The organism is Komagataeibacter sp. FXV3, assembly GCF_015155755.1.
Classification (GTDB): domain Bacteria; phylum Pseudomonadota; class Alphaproteobacteria; order Acetobacterales; family Acetobacteraceae; genus Komagataeibacter.
This window is the reverse complement of record NZ_VWPI01000048.1, coordinates 1-24,156: the sequence shown is the minus strand read 5'-3', so window position 1 is coordinate 24,156 and position 24,156 is coordinate 1. Positions and strand designations below refer to the sequence as shown.

Below are 24,156 nucleotides of genomic sequence, written 5' to 3'. Positions count from 1 at the left end.
CGACAATGATGAAGAGAAGGAACACCCGGCACCGCGCCTTTGACCCCGAACCCGATGCGCCGGACCGCTGCTGTGACATGCACGGCTGCGACCAGCCCGCGGGTTACCGCGCCCCGCGTTCGCGCGATGCGCTGAACAGCTATTTCTGGTTCTGCCTGCAGCACGTACGTGAATATAACGCGAACTGGGATTTCTATCGCGGCATGACCCCCGGCCAGATCGAGGCGCATATCCGCGCCGACACGTCATGGAACCGGCCGTCATGGAAGCTGGGACAGGGCAATGCCGCCCATGCCTTCAGCGAGGAAGAGGCGCTTGACCCGCTGGACCTGCTGAAGGGGGCGGCAAAGGCCCGCGCGCGCAGCCGTGCGCGGCAGCGCCAGGCGGAGGACCGCCGGGCGGAGGCGCCACAGGCGCTGAAATATCCGCTGGGTGTGCTCGACCTTGGCTGGCCGGTGTCGATGGAGGAACTCAAGGCCCGGTACAAGGACCTTGCCCGCCAGCACCATCCCGACGCCAATGGCGGTGACCGCAAGGCGGAAGAACGGTTCAAGGGCATCAATATCGCCTATGCCACCGTGCGCGCCCACCTGGTCGCCAGCGCCGGGCGCGATGGCATGGCGCGCAGCGCATGATGGCGCCGTGCCGCCTGCTTTCGGGTGTTGCGCCACACGCTGACTGAAACCCGGCACTGGTCGATCGTTACAGGTAGACCTATACTTACGGCCTGATATGCCGCCCTGTGCTGTCATGGCGGGCCAAAACACATGAAGCGACGGACGAGAAAAAGCAGATGAACGAACCCGCAGACCTGATAACCGCCGCAGCGGACGCCAACGGTACGCCGCTTCCCGACATCTCGGCCGTGTCCGCTCCCGACCTGCAGGTTTCGGCGCGCGACGTGTTTGGTATCGATAGCGATATCAAGGTGCCAGCCTTCTCGGTCCGCACCGATCATGTGCCCGACATCGACCCGTCCTACAAATTCGACCATGACACCACGCTGGCCATCCTGGCGGGTTTTGCTTTCAACCGCCGTGTCATGGTCCAAGGCTATCACGGCACGGGCAAGTCATCCCATATCGAACAGGTGGCGGCGCGGCTGAACTGGCCCAGCGTACGCATCAACCTCGACAGCCACATCTCGCGCATCGACCTGATCGGCAAGGACGCGATCGTGCTGAAGGATGGCCAGCAGATCACCGAATTCCGCGAGGGGCTGCTGCCATGGGGCCTGCAGCACCCCTGCGCGCTGGTATTTGACGAATACGACGCAGGCCGCCCCGATGTGATGTTCGTGATCCAGCGCGTGCTGGAAATCGAGGGACACCTGACGCTGCTGGACCAGAACCGGGTGATCCGCCCGCATCCCTTCTTCCGTCTGTTCGCGACCGCGAACACGGTCGGACTGGGGGATACGACGGGCCTGTACCATGGCACGCAGCAGATCAATCAGGGCCAGATGGACCGCTGGAACATTGTGACCACGCTGAACTACCTGCCCCATGCGCAGGAAACGGCCATCGTACTGGCCAAGATGGGCATTGATCCCAAAAAGGACGAAGCCGGGCGCAAGCGGGTGGAAAGCATGGTCGCACTGGCGGACCTGACTCGTTCGGGCTTCATTGCGGGGGATATTTCCACCGTCATGTCACCGCGCACGGTCATAAGCTGGGCCGAGAACTTCCGTATCTTCAACGATCTTGCCTTTGCGTTCCGCGTTACCTTCCTCAACAAGTGTGACGAGGCGGAGCGTCCGACGGTGGCGGAATATTACCAGCGCTGCTTCAACGCCAGTCCGCTGGCGCCCAGGGGCTGATGACAGGGCAGGCAAGGCATGCGTGAAAACCGGAAAAACCCCCCTTCCCCACAGGCCGAGCAGGAAGCCCGTCAGGCCGAGGGATTCAAGCGCGCGACGGTTGGCGCCGTGCGCGCGCTGGGCGGTCAGGCACAGGCCGAGGTCTCGTTCCTCAATGGCCCGGTGCCATCGGGGGTTTCGGTTACCGGCACCCATGTCCGCCTGCCCCACCCGTCACGGCGGATGACGGATGCCGAAGTGACCCGCATGCGAGGGGCGGCCGATGCCGCCGCCCTGCGCCTGCGCCATCATGACGTGGCGCTGCATGACAGCGCCAGCCCACCGCCGGGTGAAGCCCGCGAAGTCTATGACGTGCTGGAACAGGCCCGTGTCGAAAGCCTTGGCGCGCGGCATATGGAAGGGGTTGCGGCCAACCTTGACGCCCGCCTGGCGCAGGAATGCGTCGATATGGGGCTGGACCGCCTGCCCAGCCATACGAAACTGCCGACCCCGATTGCCCTTGGGCTGCTGGCGCGCGCGCGCATGTCGGGCCGTCCCGTGCCCGCGTCCATGCGCAACCTTATGAAAGCATGGTCCGACAGCCTGCCGCCCGCCGCCCTGCGCGCACTGGATGAAATGGTGACGCGTCAGGACAGCCAGCGTGATTTCGCGCAGGCCGCGCGCAGGCTGCTTATGGCCTGTGACCTGATGCAGCAGGAAACCACGCCGGATGAAGTGGCCGATGACGGTACATCCGAAGCGGAAGCCGCCAGCAGCGAAAACGAGGAACAGACCGACGACACCACGCCCGAGCCACAGGACGAAGGGCCGGAGGAAGACGACAATTCCCTGCCCATGCAGATGTCACAGGGCACGGGTGCTGGTGATGAAGACCCCGATGATGGCGACCAGGGCGGATCGGCCAGCGGATCGGAAGAAGCCGGCGGTCCCGGTGAGAACGAGGTGGAGGAAGAGGAAGCCACCCCCACCTATCACCCCTTCACCACCGTGTATGACGAGGAAATAGCCGCCGAGGATCTGTGCGACACGGAAGAACTGTTCCGTCTGCGCCAGACGCTGGACCAGCAGCTGGTCAGCATGCAGGGCGTGGTGTCCAAGCTGGCCAACCGCCTGCAACGCAAGCTCATGGCGCAGCAGACGCGCGCGTGGGAATTCGACCTTGAGGAAGGGATGCTCGATGCGGGCCGCCTGTCGCGCATCGTGGTCAATCCAATGCTGTCCCTGTCGTACAAGCGCGAACGCGATACCGATTTTCGTGATACGGTCGTAACTTTGCTGATCGACAATTCGGGGTCCATGCGCGGGCGGCCGATTTCGGTGGCGGCCATGTGTGGTGACATCCTTGCCCGCACGCTGGAACGCTGTGCCGTGAAGGTGGAGGTACTGGGCTTTACCACCCGTGCATGGAAAGGTGGCCGCAGCCGGGAGTTGTGGGTACAGGAAGGCAAGCCCGAAAACCCCGGTCGGCTGAATGACCTGCGCCATATCATCTACAAGGCCGCGGACATGCCGTGGCGACGCGCGCGGCGTAACCTTGGGCTGATGCTGCGTGAGGGGCTGCTGAAGGAAAACATTGATGGTGAGGCCCTGCTGTGGGCGCAGCGGCGTCTGGCCGCGCGGCCCGAAGGCAGGCGCATCCTGATGGTGATTTCCGATGGCGCGCCAGTGGATGACAGCACGCTGTCGGCCAATCCGGGGTCGTATCTGGAAAATCACCTGCGCGAAGTCATCGCGCATATCGAGACGCGGACCAGCACGGAACTGCTGGCCATTGGTATCGGCCATGACGTGACGCGCTATTACCGCCGCGCCGTAACCATTACCGATCCCGAGGAACTGGGCGGCACGATGATGAAGAAACTGTCCGAACTGTTTGAAGAAGAAGCCACGCGCGGCCGCAGGCGCGGCGGCTAGTCCCCTGCCCCGTCCCGGTCGTGGGATAGGGCTTTTTTGTTAAGAAAGTTTTTGGTGAAGCTTTTTTCAGGAAGCTTCGAAGAATGCTGCCTTTTTGAAAAAAGGCAGCATCCAGAAACTTTTATTTTTTATTAGCCGTGTTTTAGCCCGCCGTCAGCCGACGGTCCGCAAGTTCCAGCAGCGCATCCAGCATGCGATCCACATCCGCATTGGTGGTGCGGTGGTTGACGATGGCCGCGCGTATGGCCTTGTGCCCGTTGATGACAGTGGTCGAAGGGGCCGCAATCCCGCTTTCATGCAGGTCCTTCACCACTTCCCCATTGAAATGGTCCAGATCAGCCACCGGGGCGATGATGCGGAAGCACACGATGTTCAGCGTAACCGGGGCCAGCAGTTCCAGGCGGGGATTGGCCTCGATCCGGGCTGCAAGATGCCGGGCGATGGCGCAGCAGTTGGCAATCATGTTCCCCATGCCATCCGCGCCATAGGTTCCCAGCGTCATCCACACCTTCAGCGCACGGAAACCACGGGACAGGTCGGGGCCAAGGTCACAGTACCACGGTGCGTTGGTGGCAAGACCACGGTCCTCACGCGCAAGATAGGCGCGCGACTGGGCGAAGGCTGCGGCCTGCGCGCCGGGACGACGGACCAGGATACAGCCCGCGTCGTACTGCACCTGCGCCCATTTGTGGAAATCGAAGGCCACGCTATCGGCGCGTTCCAGCCCCCGCAGGCCGGGCCGCAATGTGTCCGACAGCATGGCCAGCGCACCAAAAGCGCCATCGACATGGAACCAGATCTTTTCCCGTGCCGCGATATCGGCCAGCATGTTCAGGTCATCAATTGCCCCGGTATCCACCGTGCCTGCCGTGCCGATCACCATGAACGGTTCCAGCCCCGCCGCGCGGTCACGGGCAATGGCGCGTTCCAGTTCGGGCAGGACCATGCGGTTATCCGCGCCAACCGGAATCACGCGCAGGGCGTCGGTGCCCAGCCCCGTCAGGTCGAACGCCCGCGAAATGCAGCCATGGGCGGTAGCCGCGGCATAGCCCACCAGCCTGCGCGTGCCCACGCCCCTTGCGCGCATGTCCAGACCATCAGGCACGGCGCGACTGGCGGTGATGACGGCGATCATGTTCGCCATGGATGACCCGGTGACCAGCAGCCCGGTGGTGGTATCGGGAAAACCGCACATTTCGGCGGCCCAGCGGATGATCTCGCGCTCGACTTCGATCGGGGCATGATCCCTGCCGCCGCAATTTGCGTTCAGTCCACCCACCAGCAGTTCCGACAGCATCCCGACCGCCGTGCCGCCACCATGCACCCAGCCCATGAAACCGGGATGCACATTGCCGGTGGAATAGGGTTCGACCAGTTCGCGGAAACGGGCGTACAGTTCTTCCGGCGGGGTGGGATCATGCGGCAGGCCGGTCCGCAATTGCGCGCGCAATGCTTCGGGCATGGGCTGCCAGACCGGGCGGTCGCGCAGGGTGGACAGGCGGTCGATCATGTCATCCACCATCTGGTGGCCAAGGGCGCGCAGCCCATCCCAGTTGTCCGGATCCAGTCCTGTCATCTCTCTCCACCATTCATGCGGTTGCAGGCCCATCCGGCCTGTCTGGCGTGCCTACATACCGGGCCATGCGAACGTGCGCGAGGGGGGAATGACCCGATCAGTCCCCGTCCCCGCGCGCGCCCATGCGGCGGGCCAGTGTCGCACATACGAAAAGCTGGACCTGATGGTAGATCATCAGCGGCAGGACAATCAGCCCGACATCGTTATGCGAAAACAGCACGCTGGCGATTGGTACGCCTGATGCCAGTGATTTCTTGGACCCGCAGAATACAATGGCGATCCGGTCCCCGCGGGGAAAGCGGCCCAGCCGTCCCACCAGCAGGGTCAGCCCCAGTACGATCGCCAGCAGGCCGGCATCCACCACGCCCACACGCCCTAGCTGCAGCGGTGGCAGGCGATGCCATAGCCCCTGGGTCACGGCCTCGCTGAAGGCGGTATAGACCACGACGAGGATTGATCCCCGGTCGGAAAAGGACAGCAGTTTCCTGTGCCGGTGCGCCCATTCCCCGATCCATGGCTGGGCCACCTGCCCCGCGATGAAAGGCACCAGCAGTTGCAGCACGATGGGCATGATCCCCCCACCACCGCTGTCACCATGCCGGCCGAATACGATGCCGACCAGGAGCGGGGTCAGGAAAATGCCCAGTATGTTGGACAGCGTGGCCGAACAGATGGCGGCGGCCACGTTGCCCCGCGCGATGGAGGTGAACGCGATGGACGACTGCACTGTTGACGGCAGGCAGCACAGGAACAGGATACCCGTCCACATGGATGTATCCAGCATGCCCGGCAGCATCACGTGCAGCGCCATGCCCAGCAGGGGAAACATGACGAATGTGCATGACAGGATGGCAAGATGGATTCGCCACCCCAGCATCCCCTCCATTACCGCCCGGCGCGACAGACGCGCGCCCTGCAGGAAAAACATGTTCGCGATCATGATTATGGCAAGGATATTGAAGACCTTGACCCCCACCCCGTGACAGGGCAGCACGCTTGCCAGCGCCACGGTGGCCAGCAGGCAGGCCAGAAAGGAATCAATCCGGCGCAGCATGGGCCAATGAGTACAAATGTTTCATCATCGCGATGGGATATCATACCCGATTGCATCAGGCGCGTAATCACGCCAACTTGTGCCGCAAATGAAGAAATTACTCATCACCACCGCCCTGGCGGCCCTGTCCTGCATCGGGTCGGCCCGGGCTTCGGCCCTTCCCGGTACATGTGGCCATGTGCAGGTCGCCAGCAGCCAGCCCCATGGCGACAGCGCCCTTGCCGGGCATGGCTATGATCTGGCGCTGGCGGGGGATGCGGACCAGACGTTTCATGCCACTGACATTGCGGCCAGCGGTACCGGGCTTGGCCCGCAGGCGCTACGGGATATGGAGGACGTGGCCTCCCTCGTCATGCTGGCGACGCTGACCGGTCATCATTCACAGGGCTGCGCGCAGGATTATTTCGTTTCCGCCGCCACCCCCATCATGGACGGGTTGCGCGCGGGACACAGTTATGACCTGACATGGCAGGGTGGCCTGCTGACCAGCGGTCAGACAAAACTGTCTTTCCGCCGCGCGCACCTGCATCTGGCGGGCGCCAGAGGTGACAGCGCCCCGGCCACGCTGACACTGGAAACACAGGGTATTGGCATAACCGGCACGCATAACACGCTGCTGGCCAGCGCATTGCCGCAGCAGGCCACGGCCAATGCATCGATCCCCGGTGATTCGCTGGTGCCGCTGGCTGCCGCCATTACCGGTCATCCATCGGAAAACGTGCGCGTGCCGTTGCATGTCGCATCGCTGAACGCCCAGCGCGGGACCATGCAGATCACGGGTAATGGCGACGCCAACCTGACCGGCAATACCGATGCGTCATCCGCTACGGGCCACATACAGGTGCAGAACCTTGACGCCGTGATCGAGACCCTGCGCAACGCGGGCCAGACGCGGGCAAGTGCTGCGCTGATTCTGGCCAAGCTGTTCGGTCACAAGGCCGCAGGCGGTGGTACATCATGGGATGTAAGCTGGGAAGGTGGCGTGATGACCGTCAACCACATTCCCCTGCCCATCCGTTGATACGCCAGCAGAAGTAATAGCAGTTTCTGTGGGCCACCTTTTTTCAAAAAGGCGGCGTTCCTTGAAGCTTCTTGAAAAAAGCTTCACCAAAAACCTTGGTTATGTTCCATGGGCGGGGATACAGGCGGCCCCGGACGATACCTGCTTTCCCTCCCCTTCCCTCGTAATGCCCAAGATACGCACATGTTGCGTATCGTGTGCCGGCGGCTGGCATGTTCAGGCCGGAACGTCTGCATCCTCCCGCGCCAGCCTGACCAGCGCCGTCAGCACCTTGCGTGCCTGCGTGATCCTCTGGGCGTTGGTCATTTCGCGTATGATTGCCAGCTTGTGGTCAGGACGCAGGCGGACATTGGCTTCCTTCTGCTTTGCAATCCATGCCACCAGCCCCGCCGGGTTGGCAAACGTGTTGCCACGGAACTGGATGACCATGCCCTTGGGGCCGGCTTCCAACCGTTCCACGCCTGCCTCGCGGCACATGCGTTTCAGGGTGACGACATCCAGCAGGTTGCGCACTTCGTCAGGCAGCGTGCCGAAACGGTCCACCAGTTCGGCTTCCATCGCCTCGACCTCGGCATCATTGGCCAGTGCCGCGATGCGGCGGTACAGACCCAGTCGCACCGGCAGGTCGGTGACATAGCTATCAGGGATCAGCACCGGCAGGCCAAGGATGATGTTGGGCGTCCAGTCGCGGTCCTGCAGCTTGCGCCGCCCTTTTTCGGTGCGCAGGTCGGCCACCGCATCTTCCAGCATCTGCTGGTACAGTTCGATGCCCACTTCGCGGATATGGCCCGACTGTTCATCGCCCAGCAGGTTGCCGGCCCCGCGCAGGTCAAGATCATGGGATGCCAGCGTGAAGCCGGCGCCCAGCGTATCCAGCGTCTGCATGACTTCCAGCCGCTTCTGCGCCGCCGCCGACAGCACATGCGTCTGCGGCCACGTAAGGTAGGCATAGCCACGCTGCTTGCCACGGCCTACGCGTCCGCGCAGCTGGTACAGCTGACCCAGCCCGAACATGTCGGCGCGGTGGATGATCAGCGTATTGACCGCAGGCATGTCCAGCCCGCTTTCCACGATGTTGGTGGACAGCAGGATGTCATATTTGCCGTCACTGAACTCGGTCATGACCCGCTCCAGTTCGGTTGACGTCAGGCGGCCATGGGCCTGTACCAGCCGGGCGTCGGGCACGATTTCGTGCAGGCGGGCTGCCATGCGGTCCAGATCCTCGATACGCGGCACGACGCAGAACACCTGCCCGCCGCGGAAGCGTTCGCGCTGGATCGCCTCACGGATCACCACGCTGTCGAATGGCATGATGAAGGTACGCACCGCCAGCCGGTCGGTGGGCGGGGTGGCGATCAGGCTCATTTCCCGCACGCCGGTCAGGGCAAGCTGCAGCGTGCGTGGCAGCGGTGTGGCGGACAGTGTCAGGACATGCACGTCCTCCCGCAATGCCTTGAGCTTTTCCTTATGGGCCACGCCAAAATGCTGTTCCTCATCGACGATCAGCAGGCCGAGATCAGCGAACTTGACGGTCTTGGCCAGCAGCGCATGCGTGCCGATCACGATATTGACCGTGCCATCGGCCAGCCCCTTGCGCACGGCGGTGGCTTCCTTGGCCGTGACCATGCGCGAAAGTTGCGCCACGTTGACCGGCAGCCCGGCAAAGCGGGCGGAAAACGTGCGGTAATGCTGGCGGGCCAGCAGCGTGGTCGGCACCACCACCGCCACCTGCGCACCGGACATGGCGGCGACGAAGGCCGCGCGCAGCGCCACCTCGGTCTTGCCAAAGCCCACGTCGCCACATACCAGCCGGTCCATCGGCTTGCCCGACGCCATGTCATCCAGTACGTCGGCAATGGCGCGGGACTGGTCCTCGGTCTCGACAAAGGGGAAGCGGGCGCAGAATTCGTCCCACATCCCGTCCTCTGGCGTAATGGCCGGTGCTTCACGCAGCGCACGTGCCGCGGCCGTGCGGATCAGTTCACCCGCCATGTCGCGGATGCGCTGCTTCATCTTCGCCTTGCGCGACTGCCATGACACGCCACCCAGCCTGTCCAGCGCCACATGGGCCTGATCCGAGCCAAAGCGGCTGAGCAGTTCGATATTCTCGACCGGCAGGAACAGCTTTTCATTGCCGTCATAGATCAGGCGCAGGCAGTCATGGGGCGCCGTGCCCACGCCAATCGTCTCCAGCCCGTCATAACGGCCGATGCCGTAATCCTGATGGACGATCAGGTCGCCTTCGGCAATTTCCGATGCCTCGGATATGAACTGGTCCGCCTTCTTGCGGCGGCGCGGCGGACGGGAAATCCGCTCACCCAGCAGGTCCTGTTCGGATACAAACGCCACGTTGTCCGCCAAGAAACCGCGATCCAGTCCCAGCGTCAGCAGGCCGACAGTGCCGGGCTTCAGCTTCTGGGCCTCTTTCCACGTGGCATAGGTCTGTACCGGCAGGCGGTATTCACGCAGCAGCACGCCAATGCGTTCGCACGATCCCCGGCTCCATGCCGTGACATAGGCACGCCTGCCGGTCTGGGACCATTCCTCCACCTTTGCATGCAGCATGGGGAAGACGTTTTCACGTCCCTCGGTCACGGTCTTTGCAAACATCTGGCCGGGCCTGCCGCCCGCATCCATGCCCGGCGCGCCGTCAGGCTGGGCAAAGGGCATGAACACGACGGCCTTGCGGCCCGCAATCATCGCATCCCATCCCTTGCGGTCGAGATACATGAGGTGCGGCGGCAGCGGGCGATAAGGCACCTCGCCTTCGCGCGTCGGCTGCCTGCGGGCGTCATAATGGTCGGCAATCATTTCCAGGCGGGTGACCAGCACCTCTTCCGCCTGGTTGGCCAGCGATATGGACACGCCGGGCAGGTAGTCCACCAGCGTTTCCATCTGTTCATGAAACAGGGGCAGCCAGTGTTCCATCCCCGCGTGGCGACGCCCATCGGATATATGCTGATATAACGGGTCATTGGCGGCAGCAGGGCCAAACAGGTCGCGCCAGCCGGTGCGGAAACGCGAGATACTGGCAGGATCAAGGCTGAAATCCGCCACCGGCCGCATGGTCAGACTGTCGACCTTCGCGGTTGAACGCTGGGTACCAGGGTCGAAGCGGCGGATATTCTCCACCTCGTCGCCAAACAGGTCGAGGCGTACCGGTTCGCTGTCGCCTGCGGGGAAAATATCGAAAATACCGCCACGGGTCGCGAATTCGCCCTGTTCCATAACCGTGTCGGTGCGGTTGTAGCCATGTGCGATCAGCAGTTCCATCAGGAACGGCGCATCAAGGCTTTCGCCAGCCTTGATGGTGATCGACTGCCCGGCAAAGGCCGCACGCGGCGGCACGCGCTGTACAATTCCCATGACCGTGGTCAGCACGATGCGGGGTGCGGTGGCCTTTTCCAGCAGGCGGGTCAGTGTCGCCACCCGTTCCGCCACGATGGCGGGATTGGGGGAAACGCGGTCGTACGGCAGGCAGTCCCAGCCCGGGAAACGCAGGATTTCCGCCCCCGGCATGACAAAGGCCAGCAGGTCCGCGATGCGCGCCATGGAGGCGTCATCGCGGCAGACATGCAGGACAGGCCCGTCATGGTCGCCCGCCCTGCGCGCCAGCAGGAAAGCGTCATACCCATCCGGCACGCCCCATACGGGAAGTGGTGCGCCGGGTGCGAGTGAGAAACCTGCCGTATCGTTCATTTTCCGCCCCGGATCGCCGCAAGCCGCACGGGGTCGGTGGCGTCAGCCATGATTTCCTTCATCATGGGAGTGTTGAGTTCATCCGGCACCGGGCGGCGGCCGCTCAGCCAGTCGGCCAGATCGGCATCCGGCAGGTCCATCACCGCTTCCAGCGCATCAAGCTGGGCTTCGGTCATGCCTTCCAGCCGGGGGGCGACAAAGCCGCCGATCAGCACGTCGGTTTCGTGTGTGCCGCGATGCGTGGCGCGGTAATATATCTTGCGCCGTCGTGTATCGAGGCGCGAGAGGTCTGGCGTTCTGGCTTCCATTGCGTTCCACCCATGATGGTTGTGTTTTGTTCCGTAACGCAGGTGTCCTATAGCCCTGATGCGGGCATCTGTCAGCCCGCATGACAAGCATGCCACCCCGCAGGATGAACCGCCGCGTGTCCGATACCGCCTCCCCGCCCGCCAATTCCCTTCTTGCCCCGCTGCTTGCGGGGGTTGAGACCCTGAAGGGGGTAAAGCCCGCCACGGCAAAGCTGCTGGCGCGGGTGGCCGGTGGCGGGCGGGTGATCGACCTTCTTTTCCACTTGCCGGAATCGGTGGTGGACCGGCGGTACCGGCCGACCCTGCGGCAGGCGGAAACGGGGCGCGTCTGCACCCTGCATGTCACGGTCACGCGCGTCGTGCCGCCAGCGCCCGGTGGCGGCCGGGGCAAGCGGCCGTGGCGGGTTGTTGTGACCGACGGCACGGCGGATGCGGACCTGGTGTTCTTTTCCCCCCATCTGGTCCGCAGGCTGGAAGCGGGACAGGACATATGCGTATCGGGCACGCTGGAGCGCTTTGGCGACCGGCTGAACATGGCCCATCCCGACTATCTGGTACCCGCCGCCCGCATGGCGGAAATTCCGCTGCTGGACCCGGTATGGCCACTGACGGCGGGACTGTTCCCCAGTCAGGTGCGTGCTGCCGTGCGCGCGGCGTTCGATGTATTTCCCCCTCTGCCCGAATGGCAGGATGCCAGCGTGCTGAAACAGCGTAAGTGGCCGGGGTTCGAGGACGCGTTGCGCACGCTGCACCGTCCGTATGACATGCCCGACCTGCTGGAAGGTGACGCGCTGGTGGCCGCATCCGAACGCGCCCGCGCGCGGCTGGCCTGTGATGACCTGCTGGCGCAGCAGGTATCCATGGCACAGGCCCGCAGGCTCAACCGGCTGCGGCCAGGGCGTGCGGTGGTGGGCGATGGCAGCCTGCGCCGCATTGCGCTGTCGCGCTTTGGCCATGAACCCACCACAGCCCAGATCCGCACACTGGGGGAAATCGACGCCGACCTTGCAGCACCCCGCCAGATGACGCGCCTGCTGCAGGGGGACGTGGGCGCGGGCAAGACGCTGGTCGCCCTTCTGGCCATGCTGGCGGCGGTGGAAGCGGGGCATCAGGCGGCCCTGATGGCGCCGACCGAAATTCTGGCCCGCCAGCATCTTGCCACCTTCCGCAGGCTGTCGCCCGTGCCGGTCGCCTTCCTCAGCGGCAGCGTGAAGGGCAAGGCCCGGCGCGAGGCACTGGCCATGATCGCCGATGGTACGGCGCGGCTGGTGATCGGCACCCATGCCCTGTTTCAGGACAGCGTGGTTTTCCATGACCTTGCGCTGGCGGTCATTGATGAACAGCACCGTTTTGGCGTCGAACAGCGTGCGATGCTGGGCGAAAAGGGCCCGCGCACGGATGTGCTGGTCATGACCGCCACCCCCATCCCGCGCAGCCTGCTGCTGACGCAGTGGGGCGATATGCTGGTCAGCCGGCTGGATGTGAAGCCTGCGGGGCGCAAGCCGGTGCGCACATCATTGCATGCGCTGTCGGCCATGGGGGACCTGCTGGCGGGGATGGAGCGCGCACTGGCGCGTGGGGCGCGGATATTCTGGGTCTGCCCGCTGGTCAGTGAAAGCGAGACAAGCGACATCGCCGCAGCTGAAGCCCGTCACGCTGCCCTGTGCGCCCATTTTGGCGAAGGCGCCGTGGGACTGGCCCATGGCCAGCAGGACATTGCGGTGCGCGAGCAGTCCATTGCTGATTTCGCAGCAGGAAAGACCCGTATCCTTGTGGCGACCACGGTGATCGAGGTGGGCGTGGACATACCCGACGCCACGGTCATGGTCATTGAACATGCCGAACGCTTTGGCCTGGCGCAGCTGCACCAGCTGCGTGGGCGCGTGGGGCGGGGCCAGGCTGAATCCTACTGCCTGCTGCTGCACGATGCGGGACTGGGCCAGACCGCGCGGCGCAGGCTTGCCCTGCTGCGGGAGACGGAGGACGGGTTCCTGATCGCGGATGAGGATTTCCGCCTGCGTGGCGGGGGCGACCTGACGGGACGGCGTCAGTCCGGCCTGCCGGACCTGCGGCTGGCCAGCCCGCTGCATGTGGACATGCTGCTGCGGCTGGCGGCGCAGGACGCGCGGCGCATTGTCGATACGCCACCCGCCGAAGCCACGCCCGCGCTGCGTGCGCGGATCCCCGCCGTCAGTTTTCTGCTTGAGCTGTTTGCGCGTGCGCAGGCGGTACGGGCGATCCGGGCAGGCTAGACACGGCGGGCGCCTTGGTCCCCAGTTCGGCCGCTGCCTGCGCCAGGAAGAAGGTTGCGAACAGGTCCAGCGGTTCGGCATCATGTTCCATGCGCGCGCGCAGGACCGCCCCTTCCCAGCCGATCCAGAAATAGCGTGACAGACGCGCGCACTGCTTCCGCTGTACCGCGGTCGGGTTCGGGCCGCATGCCACCAGCAGGCAGTCTGTCACGCGGCGTTCCCACCCTTCCAGAATCGTCAGCAGCAGGCCGTTGAACGAATCGGGCAGCATATCGATTTCCTGTCCCAGGTTGCCGATCAGGCAGCCCCGGCGGAAATGGTGCTTCATCATGCCTGCCCGCGCGTCCTGCATGAAATTGAGCATGCGCTGCAGCGGCGGCGTCGCCCGGTCGGTCAGCCACAGGTCGAGCTTGGTATTGAAATAGGTGGCGTAACTGTCGATCAGGACCTGACCGAAATCTTCCTTGCTGCTGAAGCAGTAGTAGAACGAGCCTTTGGAAATGCCGGTGGCGTTCAGTACATCATCGACGCAGGTGGAAGAAAAACCCTTTTCCGTCAGCAGGCCAACGCCCGCACGGACCAGCATGGCGCGTGTCCCTTCGGGCGCACGGGCAATTTTTGGGGGTCGGCCGCGCCCTCGGCGTGGGGGAAGTGGATTGGGCATGGATCGTTTTCTTACCAATGTGGGGCATGTGAATCGAAACGTTAATTTTCATAATGTGCGAATGCGAGTAAAAATCAAGTTTATTCCTGAATTTAATCTGCATCTTTTTGCACGGTTTTTTGCACCCCTGGCCTCACAAACTGTTCACAGATGCAAATTCGTGTGGAAACCAAAGGCCGGAATATGCTTTGGTGTTGTTGATGCCGATGCGATTTATGCTAGGGTCACCGTAGGACAGAGGATGTTTTCCTGCAGCCGCATGCCGCCTGTAACGACGGTCAACGACATACAGGCAGTCTCTATCCTGCAAACGTGCTTTCATTCGGTGATGTCCCCATGGGGCAGCCACCACCTAGACCTCGGGATTACGACCGTTGAGAAGTAACAGGACCGACCGCAGCTCCCGCTCCCCGCGCCGCGGCGGGTTTGACGACGATTTCATGTCGTCACCTTCATTTGGTGATCGTGGCGCCCCGCCGCCGCGCCGCTCCTTTGGTGGCGGAGGTGGTGGTCCCCAGATCGTCGCATCCGGCCCGGAAATCAGTGCCACTGTAAAGTGGTTCAACAGCGAAAAGGGCTTCGGCTTTGTCGAACTGTCGGACGGTTCGGGTGACGTGTTCCTGCACGCCAATGCCCTGAACCCCACCGGTCATGCGACGGTCGCACCCGGCACCACGCTGGTCGTGCAGATCGGCCAGGGTCCCAAGGGGCGCCAGGTTGCAAACGTCGTATCCGTTGACGAGAGCACGGCCCAGCCCGAGCGCCCGCGTGCGGCTTTCGGCGCGGCACCCGGTGCGCGTGGCGGGTTCTCCCGCTCCGGTCGTCCCGCCCCTGACCTGTCGCATGCGCAGGACATGCGCGGCACGGTCAAGTGGTACAACGCCACGAAGGGCTTTGGCTTCATCACGCCGGAAAACGGTGGCAAGGACATTTTCGTCCATGCTTCCGCGCTGGAACGTTCGGGCCTGTCCGGCCTGACGGAAGGCCAGACGGCGAACGTGCAGGTTGTCGAAGGCCAGAAAGGCCCTGAGGCAGCAGCACTGTCGGTGGACTGATCCCCCTACCCTGTCCCACCCCGCCAGCATGGCGGTGTGGGCAGGATGAACGGATAAAATGAAACAGGGCCATCCCGATTGGGACGGCCCTGTTTTTTATTGTGCATTCTGCGTGATGTGCGCAGATTAGCCTGCGGCATAGCCTGCGGCATAGCCTGCGGCATAGCCTGCGGCATAGCCTGCTGGGAAAAAATCAATAAAGGCCATCAATTGCCGCCTTTTTCAAAAAGGTGGCAATGCCTCGTGGCTGCACCGACAATATCCCTGCCCTACAGGTTGGCTACCGAACGAAACGGGTTTCCGGCCGGGCGCATCCCCGCCACGCAGGGATGGGATCAGTAATCGCCACCCTTGTTACGGATCAGACGGGCCTTGTCGCGCTGCCAGTCGCGGTCGGCTATGGCCTGTCGTTTGTCGGCTTTCTTGCGCCCCTCACCCACGCCCAGCGTCAGCTTGGCAAGGCCGCGGCTGTTGAAGTGGATGTCCAGCGGTACAAGGGTCACGCCATCACGCGCGACTTCCCCCAGCAGCTTGTCCACCTGCTTCTTGTGCAGCAGCAGCTTGCGCGGGGCACGCGGTTCAAAACGCGACAGTACGCCGCCCTGATATTCGGGGATATAGCTGTTGATCAGCCATATTTCCCCATTGCGTTCACCGGCATAGGCTTCGTTTATGGTGGCGCGGCCCATGCGCAGGCTCTTGACCTCGGGGCCTTTCAGCACAAGGCCTGCCTCCACCGTGTCCACGATGGTATAGTTGAAACGGCCTTTGCGGTTCTGGGCTGCGATCCCGGTCGAGATCATGCCGCTGCCCTTGTTCCTGGGTGCCATGGGTCAGTCCAGCAGTCCGACGGCGGACAGGGCGGCCTTGACCTTTTCCCGGCTGGCATCACTCAGCGGGGCCAGCGGCAGGCGGCAGGTTTCCCCCATCAGGCCCAGCACGCTTGCGGCAAACTTGACCGGCACGGGATTGCTTTCGCAAAACAGCGCGTCATGCAGCAGTAGAAGCCGGTCCTGCAGTTCCATGGCTTCCATCACATGACCGTCATTCCAGCTCTGCTGCACCTGCGCACACAGGGCGGGGGCAACGTTGGCGGTCACGCTGATGCATCCGTCGCCACCGGCTGCCAGGAAGGATACGGCGGTTCCGTCCTCGCCCGAAATCTGGTTGAACGGCTTTTTCACCGCACGGCGCACCAGCAGCGGGCGCAGCAGGTTGGCGGTGGAATCCTTCACCCCGATGATATTGGGATGCTGCGCCAGCCGCGCCATGGTATCGACCGAGATATCGATGACCGACCGGCCGGGAATGTTGTACAGGATCAGCGGGATGTTGATGGCGTCCGCCACGGCCATAAAATGGCGGTACACCCCTTCCTGCGTCGGCTTGTTGTAATACGGCGTCACCACCAGCACGCCTGACGCCCCGGCCTGTTGCGCCTGCTGGGCCATGGCCACTGCTTCCGCCGTGCTGTTGGATCCCGCGCCTGCAATGACGGGCACCCGCCCCGCCACGGATTTTATGGTGAATTCCACCACCTTGGCATGTTCGTCATGCGTCAGGGTCGGGCTTTCGCCCGTCGTGCCGACCGGTACCAGGGCGGATGCGCCCTGCTGGACCTGCCAGTCGATGAATCGGCCCATGGAGGGCAGATCCAGCGACCCGTCCTCGTTCATGGGGGTAATAAGGGCGGTAATGGAACCCTTGAACATGGTTGTTTCCACCTGGATCCTGTGTCGTGGCTGTGCATGCGCCGGTGGGTCCGGCACGTTGTTTCCTGTGGTCAGCCCCGGGGCATGGGACGGACAATACCGTTATATAGACAATGGCACGGGGGGCAAAACATGCCCGCCATGCCCACCCCATCAGGGTTTGCGCCGGAAGGGCGACGCGGGATAGACGCCCAGGATCTCCTGCTGTTCCGAAAAGAACGAAAGTTCGTCCAGCGCGCGCGCCAGTGGCGGGGCTTCGGGGTGGCCTTCCACATCCATCAGGAACTGCGTGGCCGAAAACGACCCTTCCAGCATGTAGCTTTCCAGCCGCGTCATGTTCACCCCTGCCGTGGCAAGGCCACCCAGCGCCTTGTACAGCGCGCCGGGCTGGTTGTTGACGCGGAACAGCAGCGTGGTCATGAATCCCGGTCCGGGCGGCGGCAGGGTCAAAGGCCTGCGGGATGCGATATAGAAGCGCGTGGTGTTGTGGGCGGCGTCCTCCACATTGCGGCGCAGGATTTCAAGTCCGTTCAGTTCGGCTGCAAGCGCCGAAGCCACGGCCACGTCTTCCTTGCGTCCCCATTCGCGCACCATCTCGGCTGCACCAGCGGTATCGAATTCCACCACCGGGTCCAGTCCCAGTTCGGTAATGATGCCACGCACCTGCGCCATGGCAACGGGATGGGTATGAACACGGCGCGCATCGTCCAGCGTGCTGCCGGGCACACCCAGCAGGCAGTGTTCCACGCGCTGGAAATGTTCCCCCACGATGAACAGCCCCGCCTGTGGCAGTAGCGCATGGATGTCGGGCACGCGGCCCGCCAGGCTGTTTTCACACGCCAGCATGGTCAGTTCGGCCCGCCCGTCATGCACGGCGGCAATGGTCTGTGCGAATGTCTGGCACGGCAGCGTGGTCCAGCCCGGTCGGGCCTGTCGGCACGCAAGGTCCGAATACGCGCCGGGTCGCCCCTGAAAGGCGATGATGCGTTCCCCGTTCATGCCCTGACCCCCAGTGTGGTCCGCGCACGTTCCAGGTCGGCAGGCGTATCAACACCGAAGGGTGCGGTGGTGATCCGTGCGCAGCCCATGGTCATGCCGGCTTCCAGCGCGCGAAGCTGCTCAAGCTTTTCACGCTTTTCCAGCCCGCTTTCGGGCAGGCCGACAAAGCGGGCCAGCGCCGCGCGGCGATAGGCGTAAATGCCGATATGGTGCCACAACGGCCCATCCCCCCAGGGTATGGGCAGGCGGGAGAAATACAGCGCGCGCGCCACCTGCGCATCTGGCCCGAAGGTGCAGGCGACCTTGACCACGGATGATGCCATGGCTTCCGCCTGGTCACGCACCGGGGCGACAAGGGTTGCGATATCGGTTCCCGGATCGGCCAGCGGGCGCAGCACGTCGCGCAGGTTTTCGGGTTCAACGCCGGGCAGGTCGCCCTGCAGGTTGATGACCGTATCATGTACCCCCTGCGGGTCCAGTTGCCGCAATGCCTGCCATATGCGGTCGGACCCGGATGGGAGCGCGGGATCGGTCAGGACCGCCGTGCCGCCCGCGCGTTCTACTACATCGGCAATCTCACGCTCTGCCGTGGCGACGGCCACGGGGCCGACAGCGGCGGCACGCGCGCGGTCAAGCACATGGACAATCATGGGACGGCCGGCAATGTCGGCAAGCGGTTTGCCCGGCAACCGGGTCGAGGCCATCCGGGCCGGAATCAGGACAATGGGATTCATGGGATCTGGGTCTGGGCCATCCGTATCTGTGGCGGCGGCGGGGGCCGTCCGCTGCCGTGCATGCTTCACACAGGGCGCGCGGCAGTCTAGGTAAGGAGCGGTTTTCATGCAACCGTATGGGAAGGACGCCCGATTTCATGGACAGTGTACGCCTTAACCAGATCGGGGCCGCCTGCCTCTGCGCAGTCATCGCGGTCGGGGCCAGTTGGGGTATCGCCCATACCGCCGTGCCGGAGCAGATCCCGGCAAAGCCCGGCGTGGCCATTCCCCACCCGGTGGCTCCCGCAGGCGCGTCCATTGATGATCTGGTGGCCAGGGCCAGCGTGGAAAAGGGCCATGCCATAGCCGACCGGCAGTGCGCGATGTGCCACAGCATGGCGCCGCAGGGGCCTGCCATTATCGGGCCGGGCCTGTTTGGCGTGGTCGGCACGCATGTGGGCGATATTCCGGGTTATGAATTTTCGGACGGGCTGAAGGCGCACAAGGACGAGACGTGGACCAACACCACCCTGTCCGCATGGCTGAAATCCCCTGCCGAATACGCGTCGGGCACCAAGATGTCATTCCCGGGCATCGCATCGGAAACCGAGCGTGCGGACGTGATCGCCTACCTCAACTCCCTCAAGCCGGAGACGAATTGATGACCGCCCTGCCCGCCGGGTTTCCGCGTGCTGCGGTGCTGGAGGCGGCGGGCGCCGCAGCCGATGTCGCGCGCAGCGTGGTGCTGCCATTTTTCCGCCGTGGCGTGCGCGCGGATGACAAGACCGACGCCAGCCCGGTCACCATAGCCGACCGCACGGCCGAGCGCGCGATTCGGGCCGTAATGTCCGAACGCCTGCCCGGTTTTGGCGTGATGGGGGAGGAATTCGGGCTGGAGGGTGGTGACAGCCCGTATCGGTGGGTGATCGATCCGATAGATGGCACGCGTGCCTTCCTGACCGGGCGGCCGACCTTTGGCACGCTGATCGCCCTGCTGCATGACAATGTCCCGGTTCTGGGCATGATCGACCAGCCCGTGACGGGGGAACGGTGGATCGGCCTGCGTGGTGAGGCCACGCGGTATGTCTCCACCCTGCCCGGCACGCCGGTCACGCGTGCCTGCGCCGATATAGGGCGTGCGGAACTGTCATGCACTGCGCCCGAAATCCTTGACGCCCCCCACCGGCCCGGTTTTGACGCGCTGGCTGCTGCCGCCAAGCGCACAAGCTGGGGGGGGGACTGTTACGCCTATGGCCTGCTGGCGCTGGGACAGATCGACATCATCGCCGAATGTACCATGAAGATATGGGACTGGGCCGCCCTTGTGCCCGTGGTGGAAGGGGCTGGCGGCCGCATGACCGACTGGGCTGGCCAGAAGCTGCGCGCTGATGGTGATGGCACGGTCCTGGCGGTGGGGGATGGCGGCCTGCTGCCCCGCGTGACGGGACTGCTGACCCCGGGCATTGCCATAAAGTAACGGCGGTAATTGATCTTTCCCCCTAGCGGGGGCGCGGCCAATCGGATAGGGACGGACCCATCTTGACCGTACAGAAGCGGGAGCACGCGACATGACCAGCCCATCAAACGGACATCTTTCCCTTCCCAAGGACAAGATCCGTATCCTCCTGCTTGAAGGCATTCATGACAGTGCCGTAAAGCTGCTGAAGGACAACGGATACGAAAACGTCACACGCCTGAAAACGGCGTTGGAAGGCGAAGCCCTGCAGAAAGCGCTGGAAGGCGTGCATATCGTTGGCATCCGTTCGCGCACGCAGCTGACGCGCGAAGTGATCGAGAAGGCTGACCGCCTGATCGCCATCGGCTGCTTCTGCATCGGTACCAACCAGGTGGACCTGAACGCGGCACGCGAAGGCGGTATTCCCGTTTTCAATGCGCCGTACAGCAACACGCGTTCCGTTGCCGAACTGGTCATGGGCGAGATCGTGATGCTGATGCGCCGCATCTTCCCCAAGTCGGAAGAATGCAACGCCGGGATCTGGAAAAAATCCGCCACCAACAGCTGGGAAGTGCGCGGCAAGACGCTGGGTATCGTGGGCTATGGCTCCATCGGGTCGCAGCTTTCCGTGCTGGCCGAAGCCTTCGGCATGCGCGTGTTCTATTACGATGTGATCGACAAGCTGGTGCATGGCAACGCAACGCCGGTCGATACGCTGGAAACCCTGCTGGCGCAGAGCGACGTGGTCAGCCTGCACGTGCCCCAGACCCCGGAAACGGCGGGCATGATTGGCGAAGCCCAGATCCGTGCCATGAAGAAGGGGTCGTTCCTGATCAACAACGCCCGTGGCAACGTGGTGGACCTCGACGCGCTGGCCGCCGCCCTGAAGGACGGCCACCTGCTGGGTGCCGCGATTGACGTGTTCCCCAAGGAGCCGAAGGCGGCTGGCGAGGAATTCCAGACCCCGCTGCGTGGCCTGGACAATGTGATCCTGACACCGCATATCGGCGGGTCCACGGCAGAAGCGCAGGAGCGCATTGGCGTGGAAGTGGCGCGCAAGCTGGTGGAATACTCCGACGTCGGCTCCACGCTGGGCGCGGTCAACTTCCCAACCGTGCAGTTGCCGGAAAATCCGCATGGCACGCGTTTCATGCATGTGCACCGCAACGTGCCGGGCATCATGTTGCAGATCAACGAAATCTTTTCGTCGGAATCCTGCAACGTCACCGCACAGTACCTGCAGACGGCGGGTGAACTGGGTTACGTGGTGGTCGAAGCGGATACCGGACGCGATGTGGAAAAGGACAACCGCATCCTTGACCGCCTGCGCGCGCTCAAGGGCACCCTGCGTGCGCGCCTGCTGTACAAGCAGCAGTAATGCGCGCCTGATTACATCGGGTCGACAAAACGGGGGGCATGCCGGTTGGGCGTGTCCCCTTTTCTATGCCCTGCTGTCCGGGTTTTGGGGAAGCCTGCCTTTGAGGCATCGTGCAAACTGAAAGAAGGTTCTGGTGAAGTTTTTTCAAAAAGGCGGCACCCGAAAACTTTAATTTTTAACAGGACGCCAAGGTGTCAGGGCACGCTCAGGAAGGTTGCCGGTTCGCTACGACGCAGCCGGGCATGGCGCTGGGTGTCGGTTTCCATCACGCAGGCCATGAGCAGTGCAATCACCCATCCGACCCCGGTCATGCCGGTGGCGCAGTTCACCACCGCCACCACTGCCGCATTATGGACCTTGCGCCGACACGCTATGAAGGTCGGCAGCAGGAACACCACCATGCCGAGAGCCATCCCCAGCGCAAGGGCGAGGAGGACAGCCGTGCCGATCTGCAGCCCGGTCCCCTGTATGGACTGCCAGCCACGGTAGACCTCATAGGTGGAGGGAACATGGATATTCATCGCACTTCATGCTAACCCTAAACGCAGGCGTGCCGCCATATCGTATCGCGCGCCGGCCGCAGGCATGCAGCATGAACATGCCGGGTCGTATCCAACTTGTCAGGGTTTTTACAGTGCGCAGTCATGTGTGCCCCAATGGGGACAACCTGTGATCTGGGGTGATTTCCAGGCGGTGATCCAGCTGTCGGCGGGTCTGAATGTCGCCATCCTCAGCTTTGTCGATATCAGCTTGCCCGCCATCAAGGAACGCAGGCGTGTCTTTGCCAAGGCCCGGCAGGAACTGGAACTGCACCGCAGCGGCACTGACCACCAGCACCCGGATGACACGGAGGACTACGCCGCCGCAGTTCAGGAAATGGATCGCAAGCTGTTCCTGTTATGGCAGGAATCCTCCACCTTCATCCGTGAGGAGGAATCCCTTATCCGCTCCACCGGCGTGCTGGGGGTCTTCGGCGCGGTGCTCAGTCTCGGGCTGCTGTGGTATTCAGCCGAGCATTACGGCGGGATCATATCGCTGATGGGGCGGGTGTTGATCATCCTGTCCTTCTGCTCGCTGCTGGGTGCGTTCCTCATCAACTTCATGACGGCGTCACAGGCGGGCGTGTTTACCAAGAAGTGCAATGCCATCCGTGATGAAATGCACAAGCGGCTGTAGAAATTATTTTAAAATAAATAGTTTATAAAATAATAAACATTTTGGGTGTCCCCTTCCCCCAAAAAGGCAGTATTTTCTGAAGCTTTTTAAAACAAGCTTCTCCAAAAACTTCTTTATGATCTGCACAATGTTTGCGGACGCATGCGCCACACGATGCGCGCCGCCAGCAGCACAAACACCGATACCAGTCCGATCCCGTTGCCGCACCACAGTCCCGACGGTCCCATGCCATGGTGGAAGGCAAGGTAGACCCCACCGGGAAACCCGATGCCCCAGTAACCGATAACCGCCAGAATCATGGGGATCGCGGTATCGCCCTGCCCGCGCAGGATGCCGGTGACAATCACCTGCGCCGCATCGGGGATCTGGAACGCCGCACCGACCAGCAGCAGGCCCAGTGCCAGACTGACTGCATGGGCATTTTCCGGCAGGGTAACATCCAGGTACAGGCTGATGATGGCATGCCGCCCCAGCGCCAGTACCAATGCCATGATACATGCGACGGCCATACCCAGCACCATGCCCGCCCATGCCGTGCGCCGTACCATCACAGGGTCGGCCCGCCCGGTCCAGTATCCCACGCGGATATTGCAGGCCTGTCCCAACGCCATGTAGACCACAAAGCACTGCACCCCCATGCCCAGCATGATCTGGAACGCCGCCAGCGCGCTGTTGCCCATCCGTGCGGCCTCAAGACTGTTGGCCTGGAACAGCGTGACCTCCGCCATGGCGGCCGCCATCATGGGCAGCCCGGTGCGCAGCAGCGCAAGGGTATGGCCCCATTCATGCCCGCGCGGGCGCAGCGCCACGCGCAGTTCGGGCCTGCGCACCACAAAGGCCAGCATGATGAACGGCATGCACCATAATGTCATGACCGTGGCGGTGGCTGATCCATACAGGCCCAGCGCGGGCAGGCCGAACCACCCATGGATGAGCGTTGCGTTCAGTACCCCGTTGACCACCGTGATGCAGGGCATGACCCGCATCAGGATCCCCTGCGCCCCCATGACCGGCAGCGCCGTGGTCAGGATCCCCTGCCCCAGCAGCGCGGGCGGCACGGCCCACATCAGCATATGCACGAAATGGATGACGGGCGCGCGTAGGCTTTCGGGTTCGTGCATCCACGCCAGCAGACGGTCCACATGCCACAGGCAGAATAGTTCGGGCACGCACAGCGCCAGCGCCACGGCCAGCATGGAGGTCATGATGGTGCCCAGACTGGCATGATCCTGTCGCCCGCGGGCCTGTGCCAGCAGAATGCCGCCGGCTTCGATCACGGCGGCAAGGATGGCGTTGAGTGTAAAGAACGTACCGGTCGCCAGTCCACCGATCGCCAGCGCCGATGCCCCCAGCCCGCCCA

General features: G+C 63.3%; 22 protein-coding genes. 11 read left to right on the top strand and 11 right to left on the bottom strand.

The window, feature by feature from the left end; all coding sequences use genetic code 11:
• The first annotated feature begins 5 nt into the window (after nt 1-5).
• From F1542_RS04825 to F1542_RS04815, 3 genes are all read left to right on the top strand, one after another.
• Entirely contained in the window at nt 6-635 is a 630-nt protein-coding gene (locus F1542_RS04825; RefSeq protein ID WP_193732044.1) for a J domain-containing protein, read from the top strand.
• Between the two features lie 158 nt (nt 636-793).
• Nucleotides 794-1,819, top strand: coding sequence for a cobaltochelatase subunit CobS (cobS, locus tag F1542_RS04820; RefSeq protein WP_193732043.1), 1,026 nt, complete (start codon nt 794-796; stop codon nt 1,817-1,819).
• A gap of 18 nt (nt 1,820-1,837) precedes the next feature.
• Entirely contained in the window at nt 1,838-3,733 is a 1,896-nt protein-coding gene (locus F1542_RS04815) for a cobaltochelatase CobT-related protein (protein WP_193732042.1), read from the top strand.
• 142 nt (nt 3,734-3,875) lie between these two features.
• Here the strand turns inward: F1542_RS04815 and F1542_RS04810 are convergent, their stop codons facing one another.
• Both F1542_RS04810 and F1542_RS04805 read right to left on the bottom strand, forming a co-directional pair.
• On the bottom strand, nt 3,876-5,309 hold the full coding sequence (locus tag F1542_RS04810; protein ID WP_193732041.1) for a pyridoxal-dependent decarboxylase: 1,434 nt from the start codon (nt 5,307-5,309) through the stop codon (nt 3,876-3,878).
• Nucleotides 5,310-5,406: 97 nt separating this feature from the next.
• The gene (locus tag F1542_RS04805; RefSeq protein ID WP_193732040.1) at nt 5,407-6,363 is read right to left on the bottom strand and encodes a bile acid:sodium symporter family protein; all 957 of its coding nucleotides are present in this window, start codon (nt 6,361-6,363) and stop codon (nt 5,407-5,409) included.
• A gap of 88 nt (nt 6,364-6,451) precedes the next feature.
• On the opposite strand from F1542_RS04805, the gene F1542_RS04800 reads away from it, so the two are divergent.
• On the top strand, nt 6,452-7,384 hold the full coding sequence (locus F1542_RS04800) for a hypothetical protein (RefSeq protein ID WP_193732039.1): 933 nt from the start codon (nt 6,452-6,454) through the stop codon (nt 7,382-7,384).
• A gap of 216 nt (nt 7,385-7,600) precedes the next feature.
• On the opposite strand, the gene mfd is transcribed toward F1542_RS04800, so the two are convergent.
• Together mfd and F1542_RS04790 are read right to left on the bottom strand one after the other, a co-directional pair.
• Nucleotides 7,601-11,083: a transcription-repair coupling factor gene (gene mfd, locus F1542_RS04795; protein ID WP_193732038.1), complete on the bottom strand. Its 3,483-nt coding sequence runs from the start codon at nt 11,081-11,083 to the stop codon at nt 7,601-7,603.
• Nucleotides 11,080-11,391, bottom strand: a complete 312-nt coding sequence (locus F1542_RS04790; RefSeq protein ID WP_193732037.1) for a succinate dehydrogenase assembly factor 2 — start codon at nt 11,389-11,391, stop codon at nt 11,080-11,082. The genes mfd and F1542_RS04790 overlap by 4 nt, the downstream gene beginning before the upstream one ends.
• Nucleotides 11,392-11,495: 104 nt before the next feature.
• Between F1542_RS04790 and recG the strand changes: the two genes are divergently transcribed.
• A complete protein-coding gene (recG, locus tag F1542_RS04785) occupies nt 11,496-13,643 on the top strand; it encodes an ATP-dependent DNA helicase RecG (RefSeq protein WP_193732085.1) in 2,148 nt (715 codons plus the stop codon).
• Here recG and F1542_RS04780 read toward each other — a convergent pair.
• Complete coding sequence (locus F1542_RS04780; RefSeq protein WP_227672485.1) at nt 13,582-14,307, bottom strand: TetR/AcrR family transcriptional regulator; 726 nt, start codon at nt 14,305-14,307, stop codon at nt 13,582-13,584. The genes recG and F1542_RS04780 overlap by 62 nt on opposite strands.
• Between F1542_RS04780 and F1542_RS04775 the strand changes: the two genes are divergently transcribed.
• Together F1542_RS04775 and F1542_RS17395 are read left to right on the top strand one after the other, a co-directional pair.
• On the top strand, nt 14,306-14,692 hold the full coding sequence (locus F1542_RS04775; RefSeq protein ID WP_193732036.1) for a hypothetical protein: 387 nt from the start codon (nt 14,306-14,308) through the stop codon (nt 14,690-14,692). The two genes, F1542_RS04780 and F1542_RS04775, sit on opposite strands and share 2 nt — an antisense overlap.
• Entirely contained in the window at nt 14,682-15,362 is a 681-nt protein-coding gene (locus F1542_RS17395) for a cold-shock protein (RefSeq protein WP_010507903.1), read from the top strand. The genes F1542_RS04775 and F1542_RS17395 overlap by 11 nt, the downstream gene beginning before the upstream one ends.
• A gap of 335 nt (nt 15,363-15,697) precedes the next feature.
• Here the strand turns inward: F1542_RS17395 and smpB are convergent, their stop codons facing one another.
• The 4 genes from smpB to F1542_RS04750 all read right to left on the bottom strand — a co-directional run bounded on the left by smpB (nt 15,698) and on the right by F1542_RS04750 (nt 18,807).
• Nucleotides 15,698-16,192: an SsrA-binding protein SmpB gene (gene smpB, locus F1542_RS04765; protein ID WP_025438569.1), complete on the bottom strand. Its 495-nt coding sequence runs from the start codon at nt 16,190-16,192 to the stop codon at nt 15,698-15,700.
• Nucleotides 16,193-16,195: 3 nt separating this feature from the next.
• Nucleotides 16,196-17,074, bottom strand: coding sequence for a 4-hydroxy-tetrahydrodipicolinate synthase (gene dapA, locus F1542_RS04760; RefSeq protein ID WP_227672490.1), 879 nt, complete (start codon nt 17,072-17,074; stop codon nt 16,196-16,198).
• A gap of 153 nt (nt 17,075-17,227) precedes the next feature.
• Nucleotides 17,228-18,073 (bottom strand): prephenate dehydratase, encoded by an 846-nt coding sequence (locus F1542_RS04755; RefSeq protein WP_193732034.1) that lies wholly within the window; start codon nt 18,071-18,073, stop codon nt 17,228-17,230.
• A complete protein-coding gene (locus F1542_RS04750; RefSeq protein ID WP_193732033.1) occupies nt 18,070-18,807 on the bottom strand; it encodes a 3-deoxy-manno-octulosonate cytidylyltransferase in 738 nt (245 codons plus the stop codon). Before F1542_RS04750 ends, F1542_RS04755 begins: the two co-directional genes overlap by 4 nt.
• 137 nt (nt 18,808-18,944) lie before the next feature.
• On the opposite strand from F1542_RS04750, the gene F1542_RS04745 reads away from it, so the two are divergent.
• From F1542_RS04745 to serA, 3 genes are all read left to right on the top strand, one after another.
• Entirely contained in the window at nt 18,945-19,448 is a 504-nt protein-coding gene (locus F1542_RS04745) for a cytochrome c family protein (RefSeq protein WP_193732032.1), read from the top strand.
• Entirely contained in the window at nt 19,448-20,263 is an 816-nt protein-coding gene (locus F1542_RS04740; protein WP_193732031.1) for an inositol monophosphatase family protein, read from the top strand. The genes F1542_RS04745 and F1542_RS04740 overlap by 1 nt, the downstream gene beginning before the upstream one ends.
• A gap of 91 nt (nt 20,264-20,354) precedes the next feature.
• Nucleotides 20,355-21,620, top strand: a complete 1,266-nt coding sequence (gene serA / locus F1542_RS04735; RefSeq protein WP_193732030.1) for a phosphoglycerate dehydrogenase — start codon at nt 20,355-20,357, stop codon at nt 21,618-21,620.
• A 194-nt stretch (nt 21,621-21,814) separates the two neighbouring features.
• On the opposite strand, the gene F1542_RS04730 is transcribed toward serA, so the two are convergent.
• Nucleotides 21,815-22,141 (bottom strand): superinfection immunity protein, encoded by a 327-nt coding sequence (locus F1542_RS04730; protein ID WP_193732029.1) that lies wholly within the window; start codon nt 22,139-22,141, stop codon nt 21,815-21,817.
• A gap of 148 nt (nt 22,142-22,289) precedes the next feature.
• On the opposite strand from F1542_RS04730, the gene F1542_RS04725 reads away from it, so the two are divergent.
• Nucleotides 22,290-22,796: a hypothetical protein gene (locus F1542_RS04725; protein WP_193732028.1), complete on the top strand. Its 507-nt coding sequence runs from the start codon at nt 22,290-22,292 to the stop codon at nt 22,794-22,796.
• 113 nt (nt 22,797-22,909) lie between these two features.
• Here the strand turns inward: F1542_RS04725 and F1542_RS04720 are convergent.
• A partial coding sequence (locus F1542_RS04720) for an MATE family efflux transporter (protein ID WP_193732027.1) occupies nt 22,910-24,156 on the bottom strand: 1,247 nt, incomplete at its 5' end.

Bases quoted from the DNA above. Each gene is read 5' to 3' on its own strand.
- F1542_RS04825 (WP_193732044.1), top strand. From the start codon at position 6: ATGATGAAGAGAAGGAACACCCGGCACCGCGCCTTTGACCCCGAACCC.
- cobS (WP_193732043.1), top strand. From the start codon at position 794: ATGAACGAACCCGCAGACCTGATAACCGCCGCAGCGGACGCCAACGGT.
- F1542_RS04815 (WP_193732042.1), top strand. From the start codon at position 1,838: ATGCGTGAAAACCGGAAAAACCCCCCTTCCCCACAGGCCGAGCAGGAA.
- F1542_RS04810 (WP_193732041.1), bottom strand. From the start codon at position 5,309: ATGACAGGACTGGATCCGGACAACTGGGATGGGCTGCGCGCCCTTGGC.
- F1542_RS04805 (WP_193732040.1), bottom strand. From the start codon at position 6,363: ATGCTGCGCCGGATTGATTCCTTTCTGGCCTGCCTGCTGGCCACCGTG.
- F1542_RS04800 (WP_193732039.1), top strand. From the start codon at position 6,452: ATGAAGAAATTACTCATCACCACCGCCCTGGCGGCCCTGTCCTGCATC.
- mfd (WP_193732038.1), bottom strand. From the start codon at position 11,083: ATGAACGATACGGCAGGTTTCTCACTCGCACCCGGCGCACCACTTCCC.
- F1542_RS04790 (WP_193732037.1), bottom strand. From the start codon at position 11,391: ATGGAAGCCAGAACGCCAGACCTCTCGCGCCTCGATACACGACGGCGC.
- recG (WP_193732085.1), top strand. From the start codon at position 11,496: ATGAACCGCCGCGTGTCCGATACCGCCTCCCCGCCCGCCAATTCCCTT.
- F1542_RS04775 (WP_193732036.1), top strand. From the start codon at position 14,306: ATGGATCGTTTTCTTACCAATGTGGGGCATGTGAATCGAAACGTTAAT.
- F1542_RS04780 (WP_227672485.1), bottom strand. From the start codon at position 14,307: ATGCCCAATCCACTTCCCCCACGCCGAGGGCGCGGCCGACCCCCAAAA.
- smpB (WP_025438569.1), bottom strand. From the start codon at position 16,192: ATGGCACCCAGGAACAAGGGCAGCGGCATGATCTCGACCGGGATCGCA.
- dapA (WP_227672490.1), bottom strand. From the start codon at position 17,074: ATGTTCAAGGGTTCCATTACCGCCCTTATTACCCCCATGAACGAGGAC.
- F1542_RS04755 (WP_193732034.1), bottom strand. From the start codon at position 18,073: ATGAACGGGGAACGCATCATCGCCTTTCAGGGGCGACCCGGCGCGTAT.
- F1542_RS04750 (WP_193732033.1), bottom strand. From the start codon at position 18,807: ATGAATCCCATTGTCCTGATTCCGGCCCGGATGGCCTCGACCCGGTTG.
- F1542_RS04745 (WP_193732032.1), top strand. From the start codon at position 18,945: ATGGACAGTGTACGCCTTAACCAGATCGGGGCCGCCTGCCTCTGCGCA.
- F1542_RS04740 (WP_193732031.1), top strand. From the start codon at position 19,448: ATGACCGCCCTGCCCGCCGGGTTTCCGCGTGCTGCGGTGCTGGAGGCG.
- serA (WP_193732030.1), top strand. From the start codon at position 20,355: ATGACCAGCCCATCAAACGGACATCTTTCCCTTCCCAAGGACAAGATC.
- F1542_RS04730 (WP_193732029.1), bottom strand. From the start codon at position 22,141: ATGAATATCCATGTTCCCTCCACCTATGAGGTCTACCGTGGCTGGCAG.